This is a genomic window from Cellulosimicrobium funkei (genome assembly GCF_001019615.1).
GTDB lineage: Bacteria > Actinomycetota > Actinomycetes > Actinomycetales > Cellulomonadaceae > Cellulosimicrobium > Cellulosimicrobium cellulans_E.
Genome location: NZ_JNBQ01000002.1, coordinates 286,572 through 308,253, shown reverse-complemented (window position 1 = coordinate 308,253; position 21,682 = coordinate 286,572). Strand labels below are relative to the sequence as shown.

General features: G+C 74.3%; 18 protein-coding genes. 14 read left to right on the top strand and 4 right to left on the bottom strand.

The features are described from left to right. Positions 1-28 precede the first annotated feature (28 nt). Together FB00_RS03815 and FB00_RS03810 are read left to right on the top strand one after the other, a co-directional pair. On the top strand, positions 29-361 hold the full coding sequence (locus FB00_RS03815) for an STAS domain-containing protein (protein WP_047231488.1): 333 nt from the start codon (positions 29-31) through the stop codon (positions 359-361). Next, the gene (locus FB00_RS03810; protein ID WP_156532764.1) at positions 358-831 is read left to right on the top strand and encodes an ATP-binding protein; all 474 of its coding nucleotides are present in this window, start codon (positions 358-360) and stop codon (positions 829-831) included. Before FB00_RS03815 ends, FB00_RS03810 begins: the two co-directional genes overlap by 4 nt. 21 nt (positions 832-852) lie before the next feature. Here the strand turns inward: FB00_RS03810 and FB00_RS03805 are convergent, their stop codons facing one another. Continuing rightward, on the bottom strand, positions 853-3,135 hold the full coding sequence (locus FB00_RS03805) for a SpoIIE family protein phosphatase (protein ID WP_047231487.1): 2,283 nt from the start codon (positions 3,133-3,135) through the stop codon (positions 853-855). Positions 3,136-3,396: 261 nt separating this feature from the next. On the opposite strand from FB00_RS03805, the gene FB00_RS03800 reads away from it, so the two are divergent. The 9 genes from FB00_RS03800 to FB00_RS03760 all read left to right on the top strand — a co-directional run bounded on the left by FB00_RS03800 (position 3,397) and on the right by FB00_RS03760 (position 13,273). Continuing rightward, positions 3,397-4,194 carry an ABC transporter ATP-binding protein gene (locus FB00_RS03800; protein WP_047231486.1) on the top strand — a complete coding sequence of 266 codons (798 nt, stop codon included), beginning with the start codon at positions 3,397-3,399 and terminating at the stop codon, positions 4,192-4,194. A gap of 237 nt (positions 4,195-4,431) precedes the next feature. Continuing rightward, complete coding sequence (locus tag FB00_RS03795; protein ID WP_231581696.1) at positions 4,432-4,752, top strand: YciI family protein; 321 nt, start codon at positions 4,432-4,434, stop codon at positions 4,750-4,752. Between the two features lie 28 nt (positions 4,753-4,780). After that, positions 4,781-6,121 carry an RNA polymerase sigma factor gene (locus FB00_RS03790; protein ID WP_047231485.1) on the top strand — a complete coding sequence of 447 codons (1,341 nt, stop codon included), beginning with the start codon at positions 4,781-4,783 and terminating at the stop codon, positions 6,119-6,121. A gap of 10 nt (positions 6,122-6,131) precedes the next feature. Continuing rightward, on the top strand, positions 6,132-6,863 hold the full coding sequence (locus FB00_RS03785) for a GntR family transcriptional regulator (protein ID WP_047231484.1): 732 nt from the start codon (positions 6,132-6,134) through the stop codon (positions 6,861-6,863). A 164-nt stretch (positions 6,864-7,027) separates the two neighbouring features. After that, a complete protein-coding gene (locus FB00_RS03780) occupies positions 7,028-8,104 on the top strand; it encodes a BMP family lipoprotein (protein WP_082140949.1) in 1,077 nt (358 codons plus the stop codon). A gap of 45 nt (positions 8,105-8,149) precedes the next feature. Next, complete coding sequence (locus tag FB00_RS03775) at positions 8,150-9,934, top strand: ABC transporter ATP-binding protein (protein ID WP_082140948.1); 1,785 nt, start codon at positions 8,150-8,152, stop codon at positions 9,932-9,934. After that, complete coding sequence (locus FB00_RS03770; RefSeq protein ID WP_082140947.1) at positions 9,931-11,250, top strand: ABC transporter permease; 1,320 nt, start codon at positions 9,931-9,933, stop codon at positions 11,248-11,250. The genes FB00_RS03775 and FB00_RS03770 overlap by 4 nt, the downstream gene beginning before the upstream one ends. Continuing rightward, positions 11,247-12,173 (top strand): ABC transporter permease, encoded by a 927-nt coding sequence (locus tag FB00_RS03765; RefSeq protein ID WP_047231483.1) that lies wholly within the window; start codon positions 11,247-11,249, stop codon positions 12,171-12,173. The genes FB00_RS03770 and FB00_RS03765 overlap by 4 nt, the downstream gene beginning before the upstream one ends. A gap of 110 nt (positions 12,174-12,283) precedes the next feature. Next, complete coding sequence (locus tag FB00_RS03760) at positions 12,284-13,273, top strand: ornithine cyclodeaminase family protein (protein ID WP_047231482.1); 990 nt, start codon at positions 12,284-12,286, stop codon at positions 13,271-13,273. Positions 13,274-13,374: 101 nt separating this feature from the next. Here the strand turns inward: FB00_RS03760 and FB00_RS03755 are convergent, their stop codons facing one another. Both FB00_RS03755 and FB00_RS03750 read right to left on the bottom strand, forming a co-directional pair. Next, a complete protein-coding gene (locus tag FB00_RS03755) occupies positions 13,375-14,424 on the bottom strand; it encodes an aldo/keto reductase (RefSeq protein WP_047231481.1) in 1,050 nt (349 codons plus the stop codon). A 79-nt stretch (positions 14,425-14,503) separates the two neighbouring features. After that, positions 14,504-15,340 carry a helix-turn-helix transcriptional regulator gene (locus FB00_RS03750; RefSeq protein WP_047231480.1) on the bottom strand — a complete coding sequence of 279 codons (837 nt, stop codon included), beginning with the start codon at positions 15,338-15,340 and terminating at the stop codon, positions 14,504-14,506. Between the two features lie 130 nt (positions 15,341-15,470). On the opposite strand from FB00_RS03750, the gene FB00_RS03745 reads away from it, so the two are divergent. Next, the gene (locus tag FB00_RS03745) at positions 15,471-16,409 is read left to right on the top strand and encodes an SDR family oxidoreductase (RefSeq protein ID WP_047231479.1); all 939 of its coding nucleotides are present in this window, start codon (positions 15,471-15,473) and stop codon (positions 16,407-16,409) included. A 39-nt stretch (positions 16,410-16,448) separates the two neighbouring features. On the opposite strand, the gene FB00_RS03740 is transcribed toward FB00_RS03745, so the two are convergent. Next, positions 16,449-17,495 carry a LacI family DNA-binding transcriptional regulator gene (locus FB00_RS03740; RefSeq protein ID WP_047231478.1) on the bottom strand — a complete coding sequence of 349 codons (1,047 nt, stop codon included), beginning with the start codon at positions 17,493-17,495 and terminating at the stop codon, positions 16,449-16,451. A gap of 322 nt (positions 17,496-17,817) precedes the next feature. Here FB00_RS03740 and FB00_RS03735 point away from each other — a divergent pair, with 322 nt between their 5' ends. Together FB00_RS03735 and FB00_RS03730 are read left to right on the top strand one after the other, a co-directional pair. After that, the gene (locus tag FB00_RS03735; protein WP_047231477.1) at positions 17,818-20,091 is read left to right on the top strand and encodes a discoidin domain-containing protein; all 2,274 of its coding nucleotides are present in this window, start codon (positions 17,818-17,820) and stop codon (positions 20,089-20,091) included. Between the two features lie 151 nt (positions 20,092-20,242). Beyond that, entirely contained in the window at positions 20,243-21,652 is a 1,410-nt protein-coding gene (locus FB00_RS03730) for a DUF1996 domain-containing protein (protein WP_082140946.1), read from the top strand. Positions 21,653-21,682: the final 30 nt, after the last annotated feature.

Here is a 21,682-nt window from a genome sequence, read left to right as displayed (position 1 = left end):
GTGTCGGGACGAGGAGGAGCGCACCACGGTGACCCCGACGACGAGCGGCGACGTCCTGACGACGAGCGGCGGCACGCGCTGGACCATGCGCGGCGAGATCGACGCCGCGGTCCAGGCCCGGCGCGAGGACGAGCTGCTGCGGATCGCGCAGTCCGCGAACGAGCGCATCCACGTCGACCTCGGCGAGGTGACCTTCATGGACTCGGGCGGCCTGCGGCTGCTCTACCACGCCGCGACCGCGGGCTCGGGAGCTCCCGTCCTGGAGCGCGTCCCGCGCCGTGTCCGCGACCTGCTGGAGCTCAGCGGGGTCGTCGACCTCTTCGAGCTCGCGGACGACCCGACCGACGAGGACAGCGCGTGAGCGTCGAGCACGCCGCGGTCCCCGTCGGCTTCGTCGAGATCGGCTCCTGGCCGCTGCGCGGCCTGGGTGATCTCGCGACGCTGCGCGAGGGCCTGCACCGCCTGCTCACCGGCGGGCCGCTCCCGCCGGACCGCGCGCTCGAGGCGACGCCCGAGCGCGTCGTCCTCGTCGCGAGCGAGCTCGCCACCAACGCCCTGCGCCACGGCCTGCCGCCCACGCGCGTGCGGCTGCTCAGCGACGGGCGCGAGCTCGTCGTCGACGTCGTCGACCACTCGCCGGACGCACCCGTGGTCGCCGGACGGCGCTCGCCGGGCGCGGGCGGGTTCGGACTCGTGCTCGCGCAGCGGGCGTCGACGGCCGTCGGCTGGTGCCGCACCGGCACGGGCGAGAAGCACGTGTGGGCACGGTTCGACGTCCCGGTCTTCCGTGCCGGGGCCTCGGTGCGCAGCGCGCTCCTCCCCGTCGGCTGACCGCCGACCCGGCCACCGCCCTCAGGCGTCGCGACGCACCAGGAGCAGCGTCGCGTCGTCGGCGGAGCGCGGGTCGCGCGCCGCGGTGACGATCCCGTCGACGTCCACGTCCGGGCCCGTCGAGAAGACCGCCGCGAGCCTGTCCAGGCCGTCTCGGATCGACTCTCCCCGCCGCTCGATGAGACCGTCGCTGTAGAGCACGAGCGCACCCCCGCGCGGTACCTGCACGCGCTGTGCTGGCGGGACCCGGTCGACGAGCCCGAGGGGCGGCACGCTCGCGCTCTCGGTCCAGGCGGTGCTGCCGTCGGGGCCGACGACGAGCAGGGGCGGGTGGCCCACCGACACGTGCTCGACGACGCCGCTCACCGTGTCCAGCAGCGCGACCGCGAGCGTCGCGACCTCGCCCGGCAGCGTCCAGCGGGCGACCTCGGCCAGCCGCGCCACCGCCTCGACCGCCGATCCCGTGCTCACGAGTGCCGCGCGCAGCGTCGTGCCGAGCTGGCCCATCGTCGCGGCCGCCTGGAGCCCGTGCCCCGTGACGTCGCCGACCACGAGCGCGAGCCGGCCCGAGGGGAGCACGAGGGCGTCGTACCAGTCGCCGCCGACCAGCCCGGTGCCGGCGGACTCGTAGCGGGACTGGAGGGTCCAGCCCGGGACGTCGGGCAGCAGCGCCGGCAGGAGGCTGCGCTGGAGCTCCTCGGTCGCGCGCACGGCCTTGCGCCCGCGCAGGTACAGCGCCTCGACGAGGTGGCCGCGCAGCGACGTGGCGACGTCCGTCTGGTCCGACGTCCACGGCGCGCTCTGGCCGCGCACGACCTCGCGCCAGCGCTCGAACGACTTGCGGGGGCTGAGCCGGACCGTCTCGCCCTCACGCTGCGCGATCGCCTTGTTGTACGGGTCGCCGCCCCAGTCGACGTGCCGCAGCACCTCGTCGCGCACCCACACGACGACCTGGCCCTCGGGCAGGACGATGCCCAGCACCCCGGCGACATCGGGCGCGAGCGCCGCGAGGTCGGGCGCGTCGCGGCCGAGCGCCTCGGTCGCGACGAGGTCCTCGTCGTGGCTGAGCACCCAGGCCACGAGGGCGCGGCACCCGTCCTCGTCGGGCGTGCTGCCGACCTTGATGAGGCCGCCCTCGGCGACGACGATCGCGCCGTCGGCGCGGACGAGGCGGCGGAGCCACCCGGAGCGCGTGAGCGCGGTGCCGATCGGGACGCTCTCGTCCCGGCTGTCGGCCGCCAGGTGGGCGAGGACGCCCTCCGCGCGCCGCACCTCGGCCTCGCGCTCGTCCTCGGCCTGCGCGACGAGCCGGACGGACAGCGCCGACCCGAGGAACTCCGCGGCCGTGCGCACCTCGTACGGAGGCTCGTGCGGACCTGCGTAGTGGTGGCACGCGATCAGCCCCCACAGCCTGCCCTCGCGCAGCAGCGAGATCGACATCGACGCGCGCACGCCCATGTTGCGCAGGTACTCGAGGTGGATCGGCGAGACGCTGCGCAGCGTGGAGTACGTGAGGTCGAGGGGCGCGCCCGTCGTCGGCAGCAGCGTCGGGACGATCGGCTGCGGCTCGTAGTGGACGTCCGCGATGAGGCGGATCCAGTTCTTCTCGTACAGCGCCCGGGCCTGCGGGGGGATGTCCGACGCCGGGTAGTGCAGCCCGAGGAACGCGTTGAGGTCCTCGCGGCGTGCCTCGGCGACCACCTCGCCGTTGTACGCGGCGTCGAAGCGGTAGATCATCACGCGGTCGAACCCGGTCAGCTCGCGCACGTGCCGGGCCGCGTCGTCGTACAGCTCGTCGAGGGTCGCGGCGCGCTCGAGGTCGCGCAGCGCGTGCCGCACGGCGAGGTACGTGTTGGGGAACGTCAGGGGGCGCGCGCCTGCCGCGGACTCGAGCTCGACGACGAGCACCGGCTCCGTCTCCGGACCGTCGGCGGGCAGCGGGGGCCGGTGGAGCACGGCGTCCACGACGACGGACGCCCCGTCCCAGCGGTCGAGGGTCAGCGTGACGGGGTTGCGCGTGGCGAGGTCGCCGACGTTCGCGGCGTGGTCGAGCACCCGGCGTGCCGGGTCCGCACCCAGCGCGTCGGCGAGCGGGCGGCCCGCGAGCTCCTCGGCCGAGGTCCCCAGGTACCGCTCGACGTTGGCCGACGCCTGGAGCAGCACGCCGTCCGACTCACGCACGACGAGCAGGACGCCCCGCGGCTGGATCATGCCGGGCACGTGGATGGGCTCGCGCGCGCAGTTGTCGAGGTCCACCGCCTCGCCGGGCGCCAGCAGCTCCGGCTCGTCGACCGTCCTGGTCACGTGCTCCTCCGTCCGGGTCGCCGCGCACAGGCACGGTGCCGCGGCGCGGGTCGACGGACCACCTGGGCTCGAGGATCCTGGTCGAGTGCCCCAGGCTACCGCGCCTCGTGGCTCAGGCCGGCAGGCGGCCCCGGGGGACGTCGCCGCGTGCCGCCAGGGCGCTGCCCGTGAGCGACGCCACGGAACTCCGCGGTAGCGTCGTTCGTCGGACGAGCGGGGCCCCGGACCGCCCGCCCGGCCCCGACGACCAGAAGGTGACCCATGAGCACGACGACGACCCCGATCCTGCGCGCCACCGGCCTCGCCGCCGGCTACGGAGGGCCCGACGTCGTCCACGGCATCGACCTCGACGTGACGCCGGGCGCTCCGCCGGTCGGGATCGTCGGCGAGTCGGGCGCCGGAAAGTCCACGGTCGTGCGCGCGCTCGTCGGGCTCGTCCGGCCGACGGCCGGCCACGTCACGTACGCCGGGCGCACGGTCACCAAGCTGTCGCGCCGGGACAAGAAGCAGTTCACCGCCGACGTCCGACGCGTCTCGCAGGACGGTCTCGCCGGGATCGGGATCGACCCGCGCTGGACCGTCGACCGCACGCTCTCCGCGGCGCTCAAGGACGCGCGGCGCGCCGGCCGCCCCAGCGGGCGGTCCGTCGAGGACCTGCTCGGCGACGTCGCGCTCGAGCCCCGGTACGCGCCGCGCACGATCCACTCGCTCTCGGGCGGGGAGAAGCAGCGCGTCGCGCTCGCCGTCGCGCTCGCCACGCGCCCGCGCGCCCTGCTGCTCGACGAGCCGCTCACCGCCGTCGACCCGGCGATGCGCGGCGACGTCGTGCGGCGCCTCGCCGACGCGACCGCCGAGCTCGGCACCGCGGTGCTGCTCGTCTCGCACGACCTGGAGCTCGTCGAGCGGATGTGCCCCTCCGTGCACGTGCTCGCCGACGGGACGTTCGTCGCCTCCGGCGCGCTGCGCGACGTCTTCGCCGGCACCGCCCCCGGCGCCGACCACCCGGCCGTGCGAGGGCTCGCGGAGGCCGCCCCGCTCGCCGTCCAGCGGTTCCGCTGACGCTCCGGAAGAACTCGTCGGCGGCGCGTGTCGAAGACCGGGGGGTCGCCGTCCGACGTCAGGGTGAACACGCCTTCACGACACTAGGGTCGAGGGGGCACTCACCGAGGAGGAACGTCATGCGCGTCATGGTCATGATCAAGGGCACCGGGGCCGACGAGGACAAGATCGCTCCCACGCAGGACATGCTCGCCCAGATGGGCGCGTACAACGAGGAGCTCGTCAAAGGCGGGCATCATGCTCGACGGCCAGGGCCTCCAGCCCACCGCCAAGGCCGCGCGCGTCGTGTTCAGCGGGGGCGAGACGTCGGTCGTGGACGGTCCGTTCACCGAGTCCAAGGAGATCGTCGCCGGGTACTGGATCTGGCAGGTCTCCTCGCTCGAGGAGGCCGTCGAGTGGGCCCGCAAGTGCCCGAGCGACCCCAGCATGGGGCTCGAGGAGGTCCTCGAGATCCGGCCGATCTTCGAGATCGAGGACTTCGGCGCCGAATACACGCCCGAGCAGCGCGAGAAGGACGAACGCCTCGCCGAGCAGATCCGCGCCCAGCAGGGCTCCTGAGGGTCACCCGGCGAGCACGGGCACCGCGATGACCGACGTCTCCCGCACCGTCGAGGCCGTGTGGCGCATCGAGTCGCCACGGCTCGTCGCGGGCCTGGTCCGGACCCTGCGGGACGTCGGCCTCGCCGAGGAGGTCGCCCAGGAGGCGTTCGTCGCCGCGCTCGAGCAGTGGCCCGAGCAGGGCGTCCCGGACAATCCCGGCGCGTGGCTGACCACCGTCGCGCGTCGCCGCGCCGTCGACCTGGTCCGCCGCGAGCGCACGCGCGACGCGAAGTACGCGCGGCTCGCGGCGGACCTCGCCGCGCCCGGGGCACGGTCCGGCGCAGGGACGACGGCGGTCGCGCGCCCGGGCGACGGCGGCGCGGTCCTCGTCGGGTCGGTCCCGGCCCCCGACGCGATCGTCGACGACCCCGTGGGCGACGACCTGCTCGCGCTCGTCCTCGTCGCGTGCCATCCCGTGTTGCCGCGCGAGTCCCGCGTCGCGCTCACGCTGCGCCTCGTCGGGGGCCTGACGACCGACGAGATCGCCCGAGCGTTCCTCGTCCCGTCCGCGACGGTCGGGCAGCGCATCTCCCGCGCCAAGCGGACGCTCGCCGAGGCGAACGTCCCCGTCGACGTCCCGCAGGCCGACGAGCTCGCCGCCCGCGTGCCCGCCGCGCTCGAGGTCGTGTACCTCGTCTTCACCGAGGGGTACGCCGCGACGTCGGGCGACACGTGGGTGCGGCGCGAGCTCGCCGAGGACGCCATGCGCCTCGGACGCGTGCTCGCCGGGCTGCTGCCGGGCGAGCCGGAGGTGCACGGGCTCGTCGCGCTCATGGAGCTCCAGGCGTCACGGTTCGCCGCGCGCACCGGGCCCGACGGCGAGCCCGTGCTCCTCGAGGACCAGGACCGCTCCCGCTGGGACCTGCTCCTCGTGCGGCACGGCCTCGCCGCGCTCGACCGCGCGCTCGCGCTCGGCACGCGCGCCGGGAAGGCGCTCGGGCCCTACTCGCTCCAGGCCGCGATCGCCGCGTGCCACGCCCGCGCCGCGACGTGGGCCGACACCGACTGGGACGCGATCGTCGCGCTCTACGACGCTCTGGCGTCGGTCGCGCCCTCCCCCGTGGTCGAGCTCAACCGCGCCGTGGCCGTGGGCTACGCGGACGGTCCCGAGGCCGCGCTCCTCGTGCTCGACGCCGTCGCGGACGACCCGCGCCTCGCGCGCCACCACCTCTACGGCGCCGTGCGCGGCGACCTGCTCACGCGCCTCGGCCGCCACGCCGAGGCGGCGGACGTCCTCGAGCACGCCGCCGCGCTGGCACCCACCCGGCACGAGCGCCGGCTGCTCCTCGAACGGGCGGCGGGAGCGACGGGGCGGTCCGCTCCCTAGGATCGAGGGCGTGACCACGACGCCCACCTCCCGCGACGACACCGCGCGTCCGTCACTGCGCGAAGCGGCCTACGAGGCGCTCAAGGCACGGATCCTCGGGCTCGACCTGCACCCGGGGCAGCGCCTCGTCGAGCGCGACATCGCGACGGAGCTGGGCGTCTCGCGCGTCCCGCTGCGCGAGGCGCTGACGCTGCTCGAGAGCGAAGGGCTCGTGGTCCTCGTCCCTCGGCAGGGCGCCGTCGTCGCACCCTTCACGCGGGACGACGTCGAGCACCTCTTCGAGGTCCGCGAGAACGTGGAGGTGCTCGCGTTCCGGCTCGCCGCGCTCCGACGCTCGGAGAGCGACCTCGCCGCGATGCGCGCTTCGGTGGACGCCGCCCGTGCCGCCCTGGACACGCACGACGACGCCGCGACGGCGGCAGCCAACGCCGGGTTCCACGCCGCCGTCGTGACCGCGTGCGGGAACCCGCTCCTGCGCTCGATGCTCGCCCCCCTCGACGCGCGCGTGCGCTGGCTCTTCCACCTCACGAAGCAGCGTGACACGCGCGAGCAGTGCGAGGAGCACGCCGCGATGCTCGCGGCGATCGAGGCGCGCGACGAGGACGCCGTCGCCGTGCTCGCCGCGCGGCACGTCGCGTCCGGGCGCGAGCCGAGCCTCGCGCTCGCGGAGACCTGGGCCTCGGCGCCGATCGACCCCGTGGCCGCGACCCGCACGCGCAACCGGGCGCCCCGGCCGCGCTGAGCCGCCACCGCACGCCGGCGACCTCCCGCCCGCACGCCTGTCCTCGCGTCGGGCGCACGGCGGTGGTCGGTCACGCACGATTTACGGTCGGTTGACACCCACGAAACACGGCGTCCGCACACTCGGGGCTTAGTGGTATACCACTAACTCGACCAGGAGGACCCATGCGCAGCACCCGCTCCACCGCCGTCCCGACGTCGTCCGGCCGCACGCCTCGGTCGCCCCGGCACCGTGCCCACCGGCTCCGCACCGCGGCCGTCGCGGCCCTCTCCGCCGCGAGCCTCGTCGCCCTCTCCGCGTGCGGCACGTCCACCGAGGCCGGGACCGACTCGGACACCGCCGGTGCCGAGCCGCTCCGGGTCGGCGTGTTCCTGCCCGGGTCGACGTCCGACACCGGCTTCATGCAGTCCGCGTACCTCGGCTACCAGCGCCTCGAGGAGGAGCTCGGCGACGAGGTCGAGCTGTCGTTCGTGGAGGAGGTCGCCGCGGCCGACTACGAGCAGACGCTCGTGCGCTTCGCGAGCGCGTCGGACCTCGTCGTCTCGGTCGGCGGCCAGACGGACGCCGACCTGCGCAAGGTCGCGCCCCAGTTCCCCGACGTCACGTTCGTCGAGATCGGCGGGCCCGCCGACGCGGAGCCGCTCGAGAACCTCGCCTACTACGACCCGCAGCAGGCCGAGGCGGAGTACCTGTCCGGCGCGCTCGCCGCGCTGTCGTCCACCACGGGCAAGATCGGGTTCATCGGGGGCGTCGAGCTGCCCGCGATCGTCAACGCGTCGGTCGCGTTCGCGAACGGCGCGGAGGCGGCCGTGCCCGGGACGACGGTCGTGACGCCGCAGTTCCTCGGCGACTTCAACGACCCGGCCAAGGCCAAGCAGGCCGCGGCGGCCAACTTCGGGGTGGGCGTCGACGTCGTCGGGCAGATCGTCAACCTCGGCAAGCAGGGCATCGAGCAGGCCGCGAAGGACGCGGGCGCGTCGATGATCGGCGGCCCCATCCCCGGCGAGTGCACCGACGGCGGTCCCTACGTCGGGTTCGTGCGCACCGACGTCGGTACCGAGGTCGAGCACGCCGTCCGGTCCGTCCTCGACGGCACGTGGGAGGCGGCCCAGGTCCCGTTCGGCCTGACGAGCGACCTCGGCGGCACCGAGCTCGTCGTCTGCACGGACGACCCCGAGACCGTCGCCGCGATCGACGAGATCACCGAGTCCGTCGCGAGCGGCGCCGTCACCCCGTACTGACGGACCGCCGCCACCGCCACCCCACCCCCACCGGACGGAGCTCCCATGCCCACGACGCTCCCCGCAGGCGCCGGCGCGGCACCCGACGCGCCCGCAGCACTCCCCGCACCGCTCAAACCGCCCGCGCTCGTCCTGCGCGACGTGACCCGGGTCTTCGGCGCCCACACGGCGCTCGACGCGGTCGACCTCGACGTCGTCCCGGGCGAGGTGCACTGCGTGCTCGGCGAGAACGGCGCCGGGAAGTCGACGCTGTGCAACATCGTGTTCGGCTCGCTCCGGCCGACGTCGGGCGAGGTCCTGCTCGCGGGCGAGGCCTACGCGCCGGCCTCGCCCGCGGACGCCCTCGCGCACGGCGTCGCGATGGTGCACCAGCACTTCTCGCTCGTCGCGACGCTGACCGTCGAGGAGAACCTGCTCCTCGGCCGGGGCACGGGGCGCCGCCTGCGCCCCGACCGGCGCGGGCTGGCGACGCGGCTCGCCGAGATCGAGCGGACGCTCGGCCTGCGCGTCGACCCGGGCGCGCGGGTCGGCGGGCTCACGGTCGGGGCGCGCCAGCAGGTCGAGATCGTCAAGGCGCTCCTCGACCGCCCGCGGCTCCTCCTGCTCGACGAGCCCACGGGCGTCCTCGGCCCCGACGAGATCGACGGCCTGCTCGCGACGTGCCGCCGCGTCGCGGACGCGGGGACCGCCGTCGTGCTCATCACGCACAAGCTCGCCGAGGTCATGCGCGTGGGCGACCGCGCGACCGTCCTGCGCGGCGGGCGCGTCGTCGGGACCGGCGTCCTCGCGCGGGACGCGCACGGCACGAGCACCCGCGGAACCGACACGGACCGTGCCGAGGAGCGGCTCACCGCCGCCGACCTCGTCGCGCTCATGGTGGGCCGCGACGCGTCGAGCCTCGACCCGGTCCTCGCGGCGAGCGTCGGCGTCACGAGACCGGGCACCGACGAGCACACGGAAGAGCATGCGGACGAGCACGGTGCCGGCGGCACCGGGGCGCGCGGGCGTCCCACCGCCCGGGCGGACGGCCCGGCCGAGGTCAGGGTCGCCGAGGTCGACGCGGCCGCCCTCGGCGTGGGTCCCGCTGTCCTCGACGTGCGCGGGCTCGTGGTCGACGGAGCCGACGGCGCGCGGCGGGTCGACGCGGTCGACCTGGTCGTGCGGCCCGGCGAGATCGTCGGGATCGCCGGCGTCGAGGGCAACGGCCAGAGCGAGCTCGTGGCGGCGCTGTCGGGTGCCGTGGTCCCCGCCGGGGGGCGGGTCCGGCTCGACGGCGTCGACATCACGACGGCGCGTCCCGGGCGCCGGACCGCGCTCGGCCTCGGCGTCGTGCCCGAGGACCGCCACCACGAGGCCGTCGTGACCTCGCTCAGCGTCACGACGAACCTCCTCCTCGGCGGCCTGCGCCGGTTCCGGCGGTTCGGCCTCCTCGACCGGAAGGCCATGCGCGCGGCGGCCGCCGACCTCGCGCGCCGGTTCGACGTGCGGGCCGCGAGCCTCGACGCCCCGGTCTCGTCCCTGTCCGGCGGCAACCAGCAGAAGGCGGTGCTCGCGCGCGAGCTGAGCCTCCACCCGCTGCGGTGCGTGGTCGCCGCCCAGCCGACGCGCGGGCTGGACCTCGGGGCCGTCGACGCCGTCGTCGCGCACCTGCGCGCCGCCGCCGACGCCGGGGTCGGGGTCCTCGTCGTGTCGAGCGAGCTGTCCGAGCTCCTCGTGCTGTGCGACCGCGTCCACGTCGCCTACCGGGGTGCGCTCCGCGGCCCGGTCCCCACCGCCGACCCCGACGCGCGCGACCGCGTCGCCCACCTCATGACGGGAGCCTCCGCATGACCGCGCCCACCGCCCGTCCCGGCCTCACGACCGGCGTCGATCCAGAACCGTCCCTCGGCACCGCGGACCGGCCCGGTCCCCCGTCCGCGACCGGTTCCCCGCCGTCGCGCGACGTTCCCGCCCGACCGCCCGCCCCCGCCGAGGACCGGTCCCGACGCGCCGGCGACCGGCTGCGCGCTCTCGCCCCGGCGCTCGTCCCGCTCGCCGCGGTGCTCGGCGCGCTCGCCGTGAGCACCGCGCTCGCAGCCCTCGCCGGTGCCACGCCCGCGCAGGCCGCGGCCGCGCTCTGGGAGGGCATGGTCGGCACCCCCTACGCGATCGGGTCCTCGGTCAACGTCGCGGCCGTGCTCCTGCTCGTCGCGACAGGCTTCCTCGTCGCCCACCGCGCCGGGCTCGTCAACGTCGGCGGCGAGGGCCAGATCTGCGTCGGCGCGGTCGCGGCCACCGCGGTCGGGACCGCGCTGCCCCCGGCCGTGCCCGCCGTCGTCGCCCTCCCCCTCGTGCTGCTCGTCGCCGCGCTGGGCGGTGCGGCGTGGGCGTCGGTCGCCGCGTGGCTCGCGGTGCGACGCGGCGTGAGCGAGGTCATCACGACCCTGCTCCTGAACTTCGTGGGCGCCGCGGTGCTCGTGCTCGCCGTCCACGAGGAGGCGCTCCTGCGCCAGCCCGTGACGAGCTCGGAGACCCTCCCGCAGTCGTCGCCGCTCGTCGACGCCGCGCACCTGCCGCTGCTCGGCCTCCCGGGGTCGCCCGCGACGGTCGGCGGCGTGCTGGCGCTCGCCGCCGCGCTCGTCGCGTCCGTCGTGCTGCGCCGCACCGCGACCGGGGTGCGGCTCGCCGCCGTCGGGCAGTCGCGGGCCGCGTCGCTGCGGCTGGGCCTGCCCGTCGACCGGCTGCGCTTCTCCGCGCTGTCGACGGCCGGGGCCACGGCAGGGCTCGCGGGCGGCGTCCTCGTCGCGTCGGCGCCGCACGTGCTCGACGACGGGCTGTCGTCCGGGTACGGGTTCTCCGGCCTGGTCGTCGGTCTGCTCGCGCGCGGCTCGTTCGCCGCGGCTGCGGGCATCGCGACCGCCCTCGGGTTCCTCGTCTCGGGCGGGATCAACCTCCAGCTCGCCGCCGGCGTCCCGGCGTCGATCACGCAGATCACCGAGAGCCTCGTCATCCTCGGCGTCGCCGGCACCGCGATCTGGGCGGTCCGACACCCGGCAGGCGTGCGCCCACGGTCGCGCCGCCGGTCCCCGGGCCACGACCGTCCACGACCCGGTCAGCGCACCCTGTCGCACCCGTCCACCGCTCCCACCCCGGAGGTCACGCGATGATCCCCACGCTCACCGACCTGCTCGTCGCGAGCGTCGCCCTGTGCGTCCCGATCCTCGTCGCCGCGAGCGGCGAGCTCGTCGGGGAACGCGCCGGCGTCCTCACCATGAGCGTCGAGGGCATGATGCTCACCGGCGCGTTCGCCGCGGTCGTCGGCGCGACGTCGAGCGGCTCGGCCCTCGTCGGGGTCGCGTGCGGCGCGGTCGCGGGACTGCTGGTCGGGGTGCTCCAGGCCGTCCTGAGCGTCACGCTGCGTGCCGACCAGATCGTCACCGGGATCGCGGCCAACGCTCTCGCGCTCGCCGGCACGACGTTCGGCGCGCGCCTGCTCCTCGAGCGCGGCACCGAGGTCCCGGGGTTCGAGCGCGTCGCGATCCCGCTCCTGTCGCAGATCCCCGTGGTCGGGCCGGCGCTCTTCCGCCAGACCGGCCTCGCGTACGTCCTGCTCGCGGCGGTCGTGCTGCTCGCAGTGCTCACGTCCCGGCGGACGCGCTGGGGACTCGCGGTCGACGCCGTCGGCGAGGACGCGGCGAGCGCCGACCGTTCGGGCATCGGCGTGCTGCGCGTGCGGTTCACCGCGGTCCTCGTCGTCGGCCTGCTCTCCGGACTGGCCGGCACGCAGCTCGCACTGTCCGAGGTCCGCACGTTCACCGACAACATGACGGCCGGAGTCGGCTACCTCGCGGTCGTGGCCGTCATCGCGGGGAGCTGGCGCCCCGTCGGCGTGGCCGTCGCCGCGCTCGCGTTCGGCCTCGCGCAGGCGCTGCAGTTCACGCTGCCCGCGCTCGGGGTCGACGTGCCGTTCGCGCTGCTCGTCATGCTCCCCTACGTCCTCGCGCTGCTCGCCGTCGCCGGATTCGTCACCCACAGCAGGCCGCCCGGCGCGCTCACGACACCCTTCGTCCGCCTCGGCCGCACGGCATGACGGCACCCCCGCCGCGCGGCGCGATCCCGCACCCCGGAGAGTCCGCCCGGCCCTCGGCGCTGGCCCCTCTCGTACCCCACCGCCCGACCCGCCCGACCTCTGGAGACCCCGTGCCGCTCGTCCTCACCCGTTCCGACCTCGCCGGGCTCGTGACACCCGCGCAGGTGATCGACGTCGTCGAGCAGGCGTTCGCCGACCTCGCCGACGGGACGGCCGCCCAGGCGCCGCTCGCCGTCGCGGCCGTCGACGACCGGGCGCACTTCCTGCCGATGACCGCCGTGTCGCCGCGCGCCGGGCTCGCGGGGTCGAAGCTCCTCGCCGACATCCCCGCGAACCGCGAGCGGGGCCTGCCCGCGCAGCGCTCGGTCCTCGTGCTCGCCGACGCGACGACCGGCGAACCCGTCGCGGTGCTCGACGGCGGCCTGCCCACGCGCCTGCGCACCGCCGCCGCGAGCGCGGTCGCGACGCGCTGGCTCGCGCGTCCCGACGCGCGCGTGCTCGGCCTCGTCGGGGCGGGCGGGCTGGCGCTCGAGCACGTCAGCGCGATCGCCGAGGTACGACCCCTCGAGCACGTGCTCGTCTGGTCGCGCTCCGACGCGACCGTGCGCACCTTCGTCGAGCGGACGACGGCGCGGCACCCCGACCTCAAGGTGACCCGCGTGGGCTCGCCCGCGAGCGCCGTCGGGTCCGCCGACGTCGTGTGCACGCTGACGCCGGCGCGCGAGCCCGTGGTGCGCGGCGCGTGGTTCCACCCCGGCCTGCACGTCAACGTCGTCGGGGCGCCACCCCGACCCGACCACCGCGAGGTCGACGGCGAGGCGATGGCCCGCGCGCGCGTCGTCGTCGACTCGGTCTCGACCGCCCTGCACGAGTCCGGCGACGCGCTCCTCGCGATCGCCGAGGGGGCGATCGACGAGGCGGCGTGCGGGCTCGAGCTCGGCGACGTCGTCACGGGGCGCGCGACCGGCCGCCGCGCGCCCGACGAGGTCACGCTCTTCGACTCGGTCGGCCTCGGCCTGCTCGACGTCGCGATCGGACGCCTGCTCGTGGACGCGGCCCGCCCGACGGGCCGCGGCCGGTCGGTCGACCTGTCGGCGTGACCCCGCCCCTGCCGAGGGAGAACCCTGGTCTGCCGAGGGAGAACCCCGGTGGCGCGAGGGAGACCCTGGTGACCAGGGTCCTCCTTCGCGCTACCAGGGTTCTACCTCGCGAGGACGGACTCGATCGCAGCCGACTCGTCGGCGGTGAGCGGGGGCGCCGAGAGCGCCGCGACGTTGTTCTCGAGCTGGCGCACGCTGCTCGCTCCGATGAGGGCGGACGTGACGCGGTCGTCGCGCAGGACCCAGGCGAGGGCGAGCTGGGCGAGCGTCTGGTCGCGGCCGGTGGCGATGTCGTTCAGCGCGCGAGCCTTCTCGAGGTAGGACTCGTCGAGGTTCTGCTCGGACAGGAACGGGGAGTCGGGGCGTGCGGCGCGCGACCCCTCGGGCGCGGAGCCGGAGAGGTAGCGGTCGGTGAGCAGGCCCTGCTGGAGCGGCGAGAACACGATGGTGCCGACGCCGAGGTCGCCCACGACGTCGAGCAGCGACTCGCTCTGGACGCCGTCGTACCGGTCCTCGTGCGCGGGGTCCTCGACGTGGCGGTTGAGCATCGAGTAGCTGGGCTGGTGGATGAGCAGCGGGGTGCCGAGGTCGGCGAGGATCGCGGCGGCCTCCCGCGTGCGGGACGGCGAGTAGTTCGAGACGCCGACGTAGAGCGCCTTGCCCTGCTGGACGGCGTCGTGCAGCGCCCGCATGGACTCCTCGAGCGGCGTGCTCGGGTCGGGGCGGTGGTGGTAGAAGACGTCCACGTAGTCGAGGCCCGTGCGCGTCAGCGACTGGTCGAGCGACGACAGGAGGTACTTGCGCGAGCCGCCGTCGCCGTACGGCCCGGGCCACATGTCGTAGCCCGCCTTGGAGGAGATGACGAGCTCGTCGCGGTACGCGCCGAGGTCCCGGGCGAGGTGGCGGCCGAAGTTCTCCTCCGCGGAGCCGTACGGCGGGCCGTAGTTGTTGGCGAGGTCGAAGTGCGTGATCCCGAGGTCGAACGCGCGGCGCAGCACGGCGCGCTGCGTCTCGAACGGGTTGACGTCGCCGAAGTTGTGCCACAGACCGAGCGAGATCGCGGGCAGGTCGAGGCCGCTGCGCCCCGTCCGGCGGTAGGTCATGGTGTCGTAACGGTCGTCGGCGGCGACGTAGCGCGGGGCGAGAGGCATGGGTCCATTCTGCCTCCCTGCGCCCTGGGAGCTGTGCCCAGACTCGTCCCGCAGGCGGGCCGTCGTCTCGCACGACGTCTCAGGCCCGGGCTGGTCCGAGGACGGTGAGGAGCTGCAAGCGTTCCGCGGACTGGCTACCAGGTGCTGCGGTGTAGACGAGCAGCGAGTGCGACTGCTCGGGATCGAGCAGGGTCTGGCAGCTGAGCTCGAGCGGTCCGACGAGCGGGTGGAGGTACCGCTTGACCTGGCGTGGTCGCACGCCCACCTCGTGCCGGTCCCACACCGTGCGGAACTCCTCGCTGCGGTCGAGGAGAAGCCGGGCCAGGTGGGCAGCGCGCGACTGCGGCCCCCGCAGGGCGAGCACCCCACGCAGCCCCGACGCGTACATCCGGGAGTAGAAGGCGTGGTCCTCTGGGAAGTAGAGATCGCGCACCGACGCATCGGTGAACCAGCGGTACCCGATGCTTCGCGAGGGGCCCGTGTACCGGCGAAGGTCGCCGACGAGCGCGACGCCGGGAGGCGTCTGCCACAGCGTCTCGCCGAGCTCGGTGACGATCTCCGCCGGTGTGTCTTCCAGGCGCTCGATGATCCGCAGCAGCCCGGGGTCCACGTGATCGCCGGCCGCCCCGGGCTCGGGCGGACGATGCCCGGCGAGCCGGAACAGGTGGTCGCGTTCCGCGCGCGACAGGTGCAGGCCCTGCGCGATCGAAGCGACCATCTGCTCCGAGGGCTGCGGGCCACGCTCCCTCTCGAGCCGGGAGTAGTAGTCCGTGGACATGTGGCACAGGCTCGCGACCTCCTCTCGCCGCAGCCCTTCGGTGCGGCGCCGCGATCCACGCGGCAGACCCACGTCCTCGGGCTGCAGCACGGCGCGACGGGTGCGCAGGAAGTCGGCGAGCCCCGCTCTGTCGATCATGGGTCCATCGTCACGTGCCTGGGGCTGCCGAGCCACGGATCATCAGGCCGTGGATAACGTGCTGCGCCTGGCTGAACCTGGCATGGGCCGTCCGCCGCGGCCCGACCGCGTCCAGCACCGAGGAGTCCTCATGCCCCGTACGAGCCACGAGATCACCGTCCCCGACCTCACGGGTCGGCGCGCCGTCGTCACCGGCGCGAGCGACGGCGTCGGCCTCCAGATCGCGACCCGGCTCGCCGCCGCCGGGGCCGACGTCGTCATGCCGGTCCGCAACCCGCACAAGGGCGAGGCCGCGGCGGCGCGGATCCGAGCCGGACACTCCGCAGCCCGCCTGACGCTGCGTGAGATGGACCTGTCCTCGCTCGCCTCCGTGTCCTCGTTCTCGCAGACGCTGCTCGACGAGGGGCAGCCGATCCACCTGCTCGTCAACAACGCCGGCGTCATGACACCGCCCACACGTCAGGTCACCACCGACGAGTTCGAGCTGCAGTTCGGGACCAACCACCTCGGCCACTTCGCCCTCACCGGCCACCTCCTCCCGCTCCTGCGGACCGGGCAGGCCCGGGTGACGTCGCAGGCGAGCGTTGCCGCACGCAGCGGCAGGATCCGCTGGGACGACCTCCAGTGGCAGCAGGGCTACGACGGGATGGGCGCCTACCGGCAGTCGAAGATCTCCGTCGGGCTGTTCGCGCTCGAGCTCGACCGGCGCAGCACGGCACAGGACTGGGGCATCACGAGCAACGTCTCCCATCCCGGTGTCGCCCCGACGAGCCTGCTCGCAGCACGGCCCGAGCTCGCCCGTGACTCCGCGACACGAGGCCGACGCATGATCGAGTGGCTGTCCTCGCACGGACTGCTCGTCGGGACGACGCAGACGGCAGCCCTGCCCGCTCTCATGGCCGCGACGTCCCCCGACGCGAAGAGCGGTGCCTTCTACGGACCGCAGTGGCCGGGCAACGCCGGCGGACCGCCCGGAGAGCAGAAGCTCTGGGCCCCGCTGCGCGATGCCTCGGAAGCCGCGCGCCTCTGGTCCGTCTCGCAGGAGCTGACAGGCGTCACGTTCGACTGACCGGCGCACGGCGTCGGCCGAGCGTCGCTGCGCGCCGGTCTAGGCCGAGTCCCGCACGACGAGCACGGGGTCGAAGATCCGTGACGTGACCCGTGGCTCGCCGGTCTCGACCTGCTCCAGCAGGAGGCGCGCCATCTCGGCCGCCATCTCCTCCACGGGCTGGCGCACCGTCGTCAGGGCCGGGCGCGTGAGCGTGCCGGCGGGGCTGTCGTCGAACCCGACGACAGCGACGTCGTCCGGCACCCGGCGCCCTTGCTCGCGCAGCGCGTGGACCGCGCCCTGCGCCATGACGTCGTTCGACACGAAGACGCCGTCGAGCCCCGGTGCGGTGCGCAGCAGCTCGAGCATCGCGGCCTCGCCGCTCTCGACCGTGAAGTTGCCCTCGACGCTCGGCACGTACGCGTGACCCCGCCGCGCCATGGCGTCGCGGAAGCCGTCGAGGCGGTCGCGCGCGGCGAGCACGTCGAGAGGCCCTGAGACGACGCCGACCGTCCGGCAGCCGCGGTCCAGCAGGTGGTGCGCGGCGAGCCGTGCGCCGTCGGCGTTCGCGACGTCGACGTAGCTCACCGGGAGGGGCCGCGGTGGCCGGGCGAAGAGCACCGTGGGCCTGCCCGTGGCCAGGAGCTGCTCGGGGAGCGGGTCGTCGGCGTGGGTGGAGACCAGGAGCGCGCCGTCGGCGTTGCCGAACCGGAGGTACGACACGACCTGCCGCCTCGCCTCGTCGCCGTCGGCGAGCATGAGCACGGGGTGGACGTCGTGCGGGCGCAGGGACCGCACGAACGACCCCACGACGCGGCCGAAGAACGGGTCGGCGAGCAGACGCGGGAGGTGCAGGCCGTCGTCGGGCGCCGGCTCGGCACCGGAGACGACGACCGCGACGGTCCCGGTGCGGCGCGTGACTAGCGAGCGCGCGGCGCGGTTGGGCACGTAGCCGGTCGTCGCGACGGCCTCCAGGACGACCTCCTGGACGGCGGGAGCGACCTTGCGCTTGCCGTTGACGACGCGCGAGACCGTCGCGCGCGACACGCCCGCCACCCGGGCCACGTCGTCGAGCGTCGGCGCCCGGTGCCTCACGTCCTCGCTCACACCATCGACGATAGCAGGGGTAAGAGCGCTTTCCCGGCTGGCACCGGCCCGGGGCACGCTCGGGATCGGCGTCCATTTCTTACTAACCAGTTTGTCAGACTTAGTGACCGTTTTGAGTCGTTTTATGCACGTATTCCTACCCGATCTCACGGCCGCTGCGCTTGACAGCCCTCGTGAGCGGGTGAAAACTCGGGCCTCGGGTAAGAGCGCTCTCCCTGCTTCATACCTCAGCCGCGGCGCCGCGGCTGAGGGTACGGCTCGACGACGAACTGTGCCCCGGGTCGACGCAGACCTGGGGCGGACGGAGAGGTAGACGAACACGATGCGCACCACACCCCCCACCGCCCCCGGGCGACCCCGCAGACGCCGAGCGGCCCGCGCCGCGCTCGCAGCGCTGGCCTCCGGCGCGCTCGCGGGAGCGGCGCTGGTCGTGCCCGCGACGACCGCGAGCGCCGAGCCGGTGCTCCTGTCCCAGGGCAAGCCCGCCACCGCGTCGTCCGTCCAGGACGACTGGGCCGGGTACGCCGCGGGCAACGCCGTCGACGGCGACCTCGGCACGCGCTGGTCCAGCGCCTGGAGCGACCCCCAGTGGCTCCAGGTCGACCTCCAGCAGGCCGCGAGCGTCGACCGTGTGGAGCTCGTCTGGGAGGGCGCCTTCTCCTCCGCGTACCAGGTCCAGGTCTCCGACGACGCCTCCGCGTGGCGCACGCTCTACTCCACGACCCAAGGCGACGGTGGCACGGACGTGCTCGACGTCGACGGGGAGGGCCGCTACGTGCGCGTGCTCTCGACCGCGCGTCCGGGTGGCTACGGCCACTCGCTCTACGAGTTCCGCGTGTTCGGCGAGGCGGGCGGCTCGGGGCCGGTCGACCCGACCGACCCCGGTGACCCGACCGACCCGTTCCCCGACTACGTGCACCCGGGCCACCCGACGGTCCCGGTCAAGGACTCCGGCCCGAGCGTGGTGAAGGTCGTCGGCGGGAACGGCGACTGGGACCTCCAGGTGGACGGGCAGCCGTACACCGTGCGCGGGTTCACGTGGGGCGGCACGAGCGCCGAGGAGACCGGCCCGCGCATGCAGGGCCTCGCCGACATCAACGGCAACACGACCCGCACCTGGGGCACGGGCGCCGACTCGCGCGCGATCCTCGACGCCGCGGCCGCGCACGACGTCCGCGTCATCGCGGGCTTCTGGCTCATGCCCGGCGGCGGCCCGGGGTCGGGCGGCTGCATCGACTACCGCACCGACACGACGTACAAGAACGACACCAAGGCCGACATCCTGCGCTGGGTCGAGGAGTACAAGAACCACCCGGCCGTCCTCATGTGGAACATCGGCAACGAGGCGATCCTCGGCCTCCAGAACTGCTACTCCGGCACCGAGCTCGAGGAGATCCGCGACGCGTACGCGTCGTTCGTCAACGAGGTGAGCGTCGCGATCCACGCGATCGACCCCAACCACCCGACGTCGAACACCGACGCGTGGACCGGCGCGTGGCCGTACATCCGCGACCACGCGCCCGACCTGGACCTGCTCTCCATCAACGCCTACGGCGACGTGTGCAGCATCGCGAGCGCGTGGGAGGCCGGGAACTACGGCAAGCCGTACGTGCTCACCGAGGGCGGCGCGGCCGGCGAGTGGGAGGTGCCGGACGACGCGAACGGCGTCCCGGACGAGCCCACCGACATCGAGAAGAGCCGCGCGCTGCCGCTGTCGTGGAAGTGCCTCATGGAGCACGAGGGCAAGGCGCTCGGCGCGACGTTCTTCCACTACGGCGTCGAGGGCGACTTCGGCGGCGTATGGTTCAACGTCACGCCCGGCAACAACAAGCGCCTCGGCTACCACGCGATCGCCCAGACGTGGGGCGTCGACCTCGCGGGCGTGAACACGGCCCCCCGCATCAGCGGCATGGCGATCCCGGGGGCGACGTCCGTGACCGCCGGCGCCACGCTCGACTTCGACCTCGCCGCGACCGACCCCGACGGCGACCCGATCAACTACGTCGCGTTCTTCAACAGCAAGTACATCGACGGCGCCGGCGGCCTCGCCTGGACCGAGCTCACGAGCAAGGGCCAGGGGAAGTTCTCGGTCACCGCACCGTCGCGGCTCGGCGTGTGGAAGCTCTACGTCTGGGCCGAGGACGGGAAGGGGAACGTCGGGGTCGAGACGCGCTCGTTCCGCGTCGTCGCACCGCCGGTCGCGGGGACGAACATCGCGCAGGGCAAGACCACGACGGCGTCGAGCTTCGACCCCTGGAACGGGAACTGGTCCCCCGGCCAGGCGACCGACGGCGACCAGGGCACCCGCTGGGCGAGCAACTGGAACGACGACGAGTGGCTGACGGTCGACCTCGGATCCGTCCAGGCGTTCCAGCACGTCCAGCTCGTCTGGGAGACCGCGTTCGGCAAGGCCTACCGGATCCAGACGTCGAACGACGGGCAGTCCTGGACCACGGTCCGCACGGTGACCGACGGCGACGGCGGGGTCGACAGCCTCGACGTCGCGGGCAACGGCCGCTACGTGCGGCTCCAGCTCGACGCGCGCGGCACCGAGTGGAGCTACTCGCTCTTCGAGCTCGGCGTGTACCAGCGCTGACACCCGCAGACGTCCGGGTGGGGGCGGCGGCAACCGCCCCCACCCGGCACGGCGCCCGGTGACAGACGCCGGGCGTGCCCATCATCCGCGCAGCGTCGCGCGCTCCTGCCCGAGAGGCTCCGCAGCGCGCGACGACCTCGAAGGAGGAAGCATGCACGGCACGACACGCACCACCACGCTAACGCCTCCCCGGCACGGCAGACGCCGCGCCGGGACGGGCCGACGCCGGATCGCCGCGACGATGACCGGCGTCCTCGTCGCGTCGACCTCGGTCGTCGTCACGACGAGCGCCGCCGCCGCCCCGGACACCCTGCTCTCCCAGGGTGCGCTCACGGCGGCGTCGAGCTCCGAGTCGGGCGGCCTGGGCCCCCGGTTCGCGGTCGACGGCGACCGGGCGACCCGCTGGGCGAGCCAGCCGAGCGACGACCAGTGGCTCCGCGTCGACCTCGGCGAGGCGCACGACCTCGACCGCGTCGTCCTCGACTGGGAGGCGGCGTACGGCAAGGACTTCACGGTCCAGGTGTCGCAGGACGGCCGGTCCTGGACGACCGTCGCGACCGTGGCCGACGGGACGGGCGGCGTGCAGTCGTTCGACGTCGACGTGACGGGTCGCTACGTCCAGGTCGTCGGGACGGAGCGCGGCACGCAGTACGGCTACTCGCTGTACGAGCTCCAGGTGTTCGGCGACGGCGACGCGCCGGACCCCGAGAACCCGCCGGAGTGGGACGACGAGGTCACGCACCACGAGTTCCAGGCCAACTGCTCGTTCTCGCACTTCCTGCCCGACGACCCGATCGTCTTCCCCGGTCAGCCCGGGAGGTCGCACCTGCACACGTTCGTCGGCAACCGCGTGACGGACGCGTTCACGGTCCCGGAGGACCTGTTCGAGAACACCGACTCGACCTGCACGGTCCCGCAGGACCACTCGTCGTACTGGTTCCCCGCGATCGAGAAGAACGGCGTCCCGATCGAGCCCGACATCCCCATGACGATCTACTACAAGTCGGGGATCGACGACTACACGAAGGTCAAGCCCTTCCCGCCGGGCCTGCGGTTCGTCGCGGGCGACATGATGGCGACGTACGACGAGTTCCGGACCGCGCCGGGCGCCGTCGAGGGCTGGGAGTGCGGCGACATCTCGAAGAGCTGGGACATCCCGGCCCACTGCCCCGAGGGCACCGAGCTGAACATCCGCTACCAGGCCCCGAGCTGCTGGGACGGCATGCACCTGTCCCCCGACGCCTCGGCGCACATGGGCCACGGCGCGCACATGGCGTACCCCGTGGACGGGCAGTGCCCCATGACGCACCCGATCGCGGTCCCGATGATCGAGTTCAAGATCGCGTGGCCCGTGAGCGGTGACATGTCCGACGTGAGGCTCGTGAGCGGCTCCGACCAGTCGTGGCACTACGACTTCATCAACGGCTGGGAGCCCGAGGTGCTCGAGCGCCTCGTGGAGCACTGCATCAACGGCGGTCTCCAGTGCAACCCGCGCGGGTACGACCTCTACAAGCCGCACCGCGGCACCGTCCTCGACGAGAACTACCAGCTCGTCGGCTGACACCCCACCGCCCGACGGGCGCGGCGTCGT

Coding starts and splice junctions, on each gene's coding strand:
- FB00_RS03800 (WP_047231486.1), top strand. CDS start 3,397: ATGAGCACGACGACGACCCCGATCCTGCGCGCCACCGGCCTCGCCGCC.
- FB00_RS03795 (WP_231581696.1), top strand. CDS start 4,432: ATGCTCGACGGCCAGGGCCTCCAGCCCACCGCCAAGGCCGCGCGCGTC.
- FB00_RS03790 (WP_047231485.1), top strand. CDS start 4,781: ATGACCGACGTCTCCCGCACCGTCGAGGCCGTGTGGCGCATCGAGTCG.
- FB00_RS03780 (WP_082140949.1), top strand. CDS start 7,028: ATGCGCAGCACCCGCTCCACCGCCGTCCCGACGTCGTCCGGCCGCACG.
- FB00_RS03775 (WP_082140948.1), top strand. CDS start 8,150: ATGCCCACGACGCTCCCCGCAGGCGCCGGCGCGGCACCCGACGCGCCC.
- FB00_RS03770 (WP_082140947.1), top strand. CDS start 9,931: ATGACCGCGCCCACCGCCCGTCCCGGCCTCACGACCGGCGTCGATCCA.
- FB00_RS03765 (WP_047231483.1), top strand. CDS start 11,247: ATGATCCCCACGCTCACCGACCTGCTCGTCGCGAGCGTCGCCCTGTGC.
- FB00_RS03755 (WP_047231481.1), bottom strand. CDS start 14,424: ATGCCTCTCGCCCCGCGCTACGTCGCCGCCGACGACCGTTACGACACC.
- FB00_RS03750 (WP_047231480.1), bottom strand. CDS start 15,340: ATGATCGACAGAGCGGGGCTCGCCGACTTCCTGCGCACCCGTCGCGCC.
- FB00_RS03745 (WP_047231479.1), top strand. CDS start 15,471: ATGCCCCGTACGAGCCACGAGATCACCGTCCCCGACCTCACGGGTCGG.
- FB00_RS03735 (WP_047231477.1), top strand. CDS start 17,818: ATGCGCACCACACCCCCCACCGCCCCCGGGCGACCCCGCAGACGCCGA.
- FB00_RS03730 (WP_082140946.1), top strand. CDS start 20,243: ATGCACGGCACGACACGCACCACCACGCTAACGCCTCCCCGGCACGGC.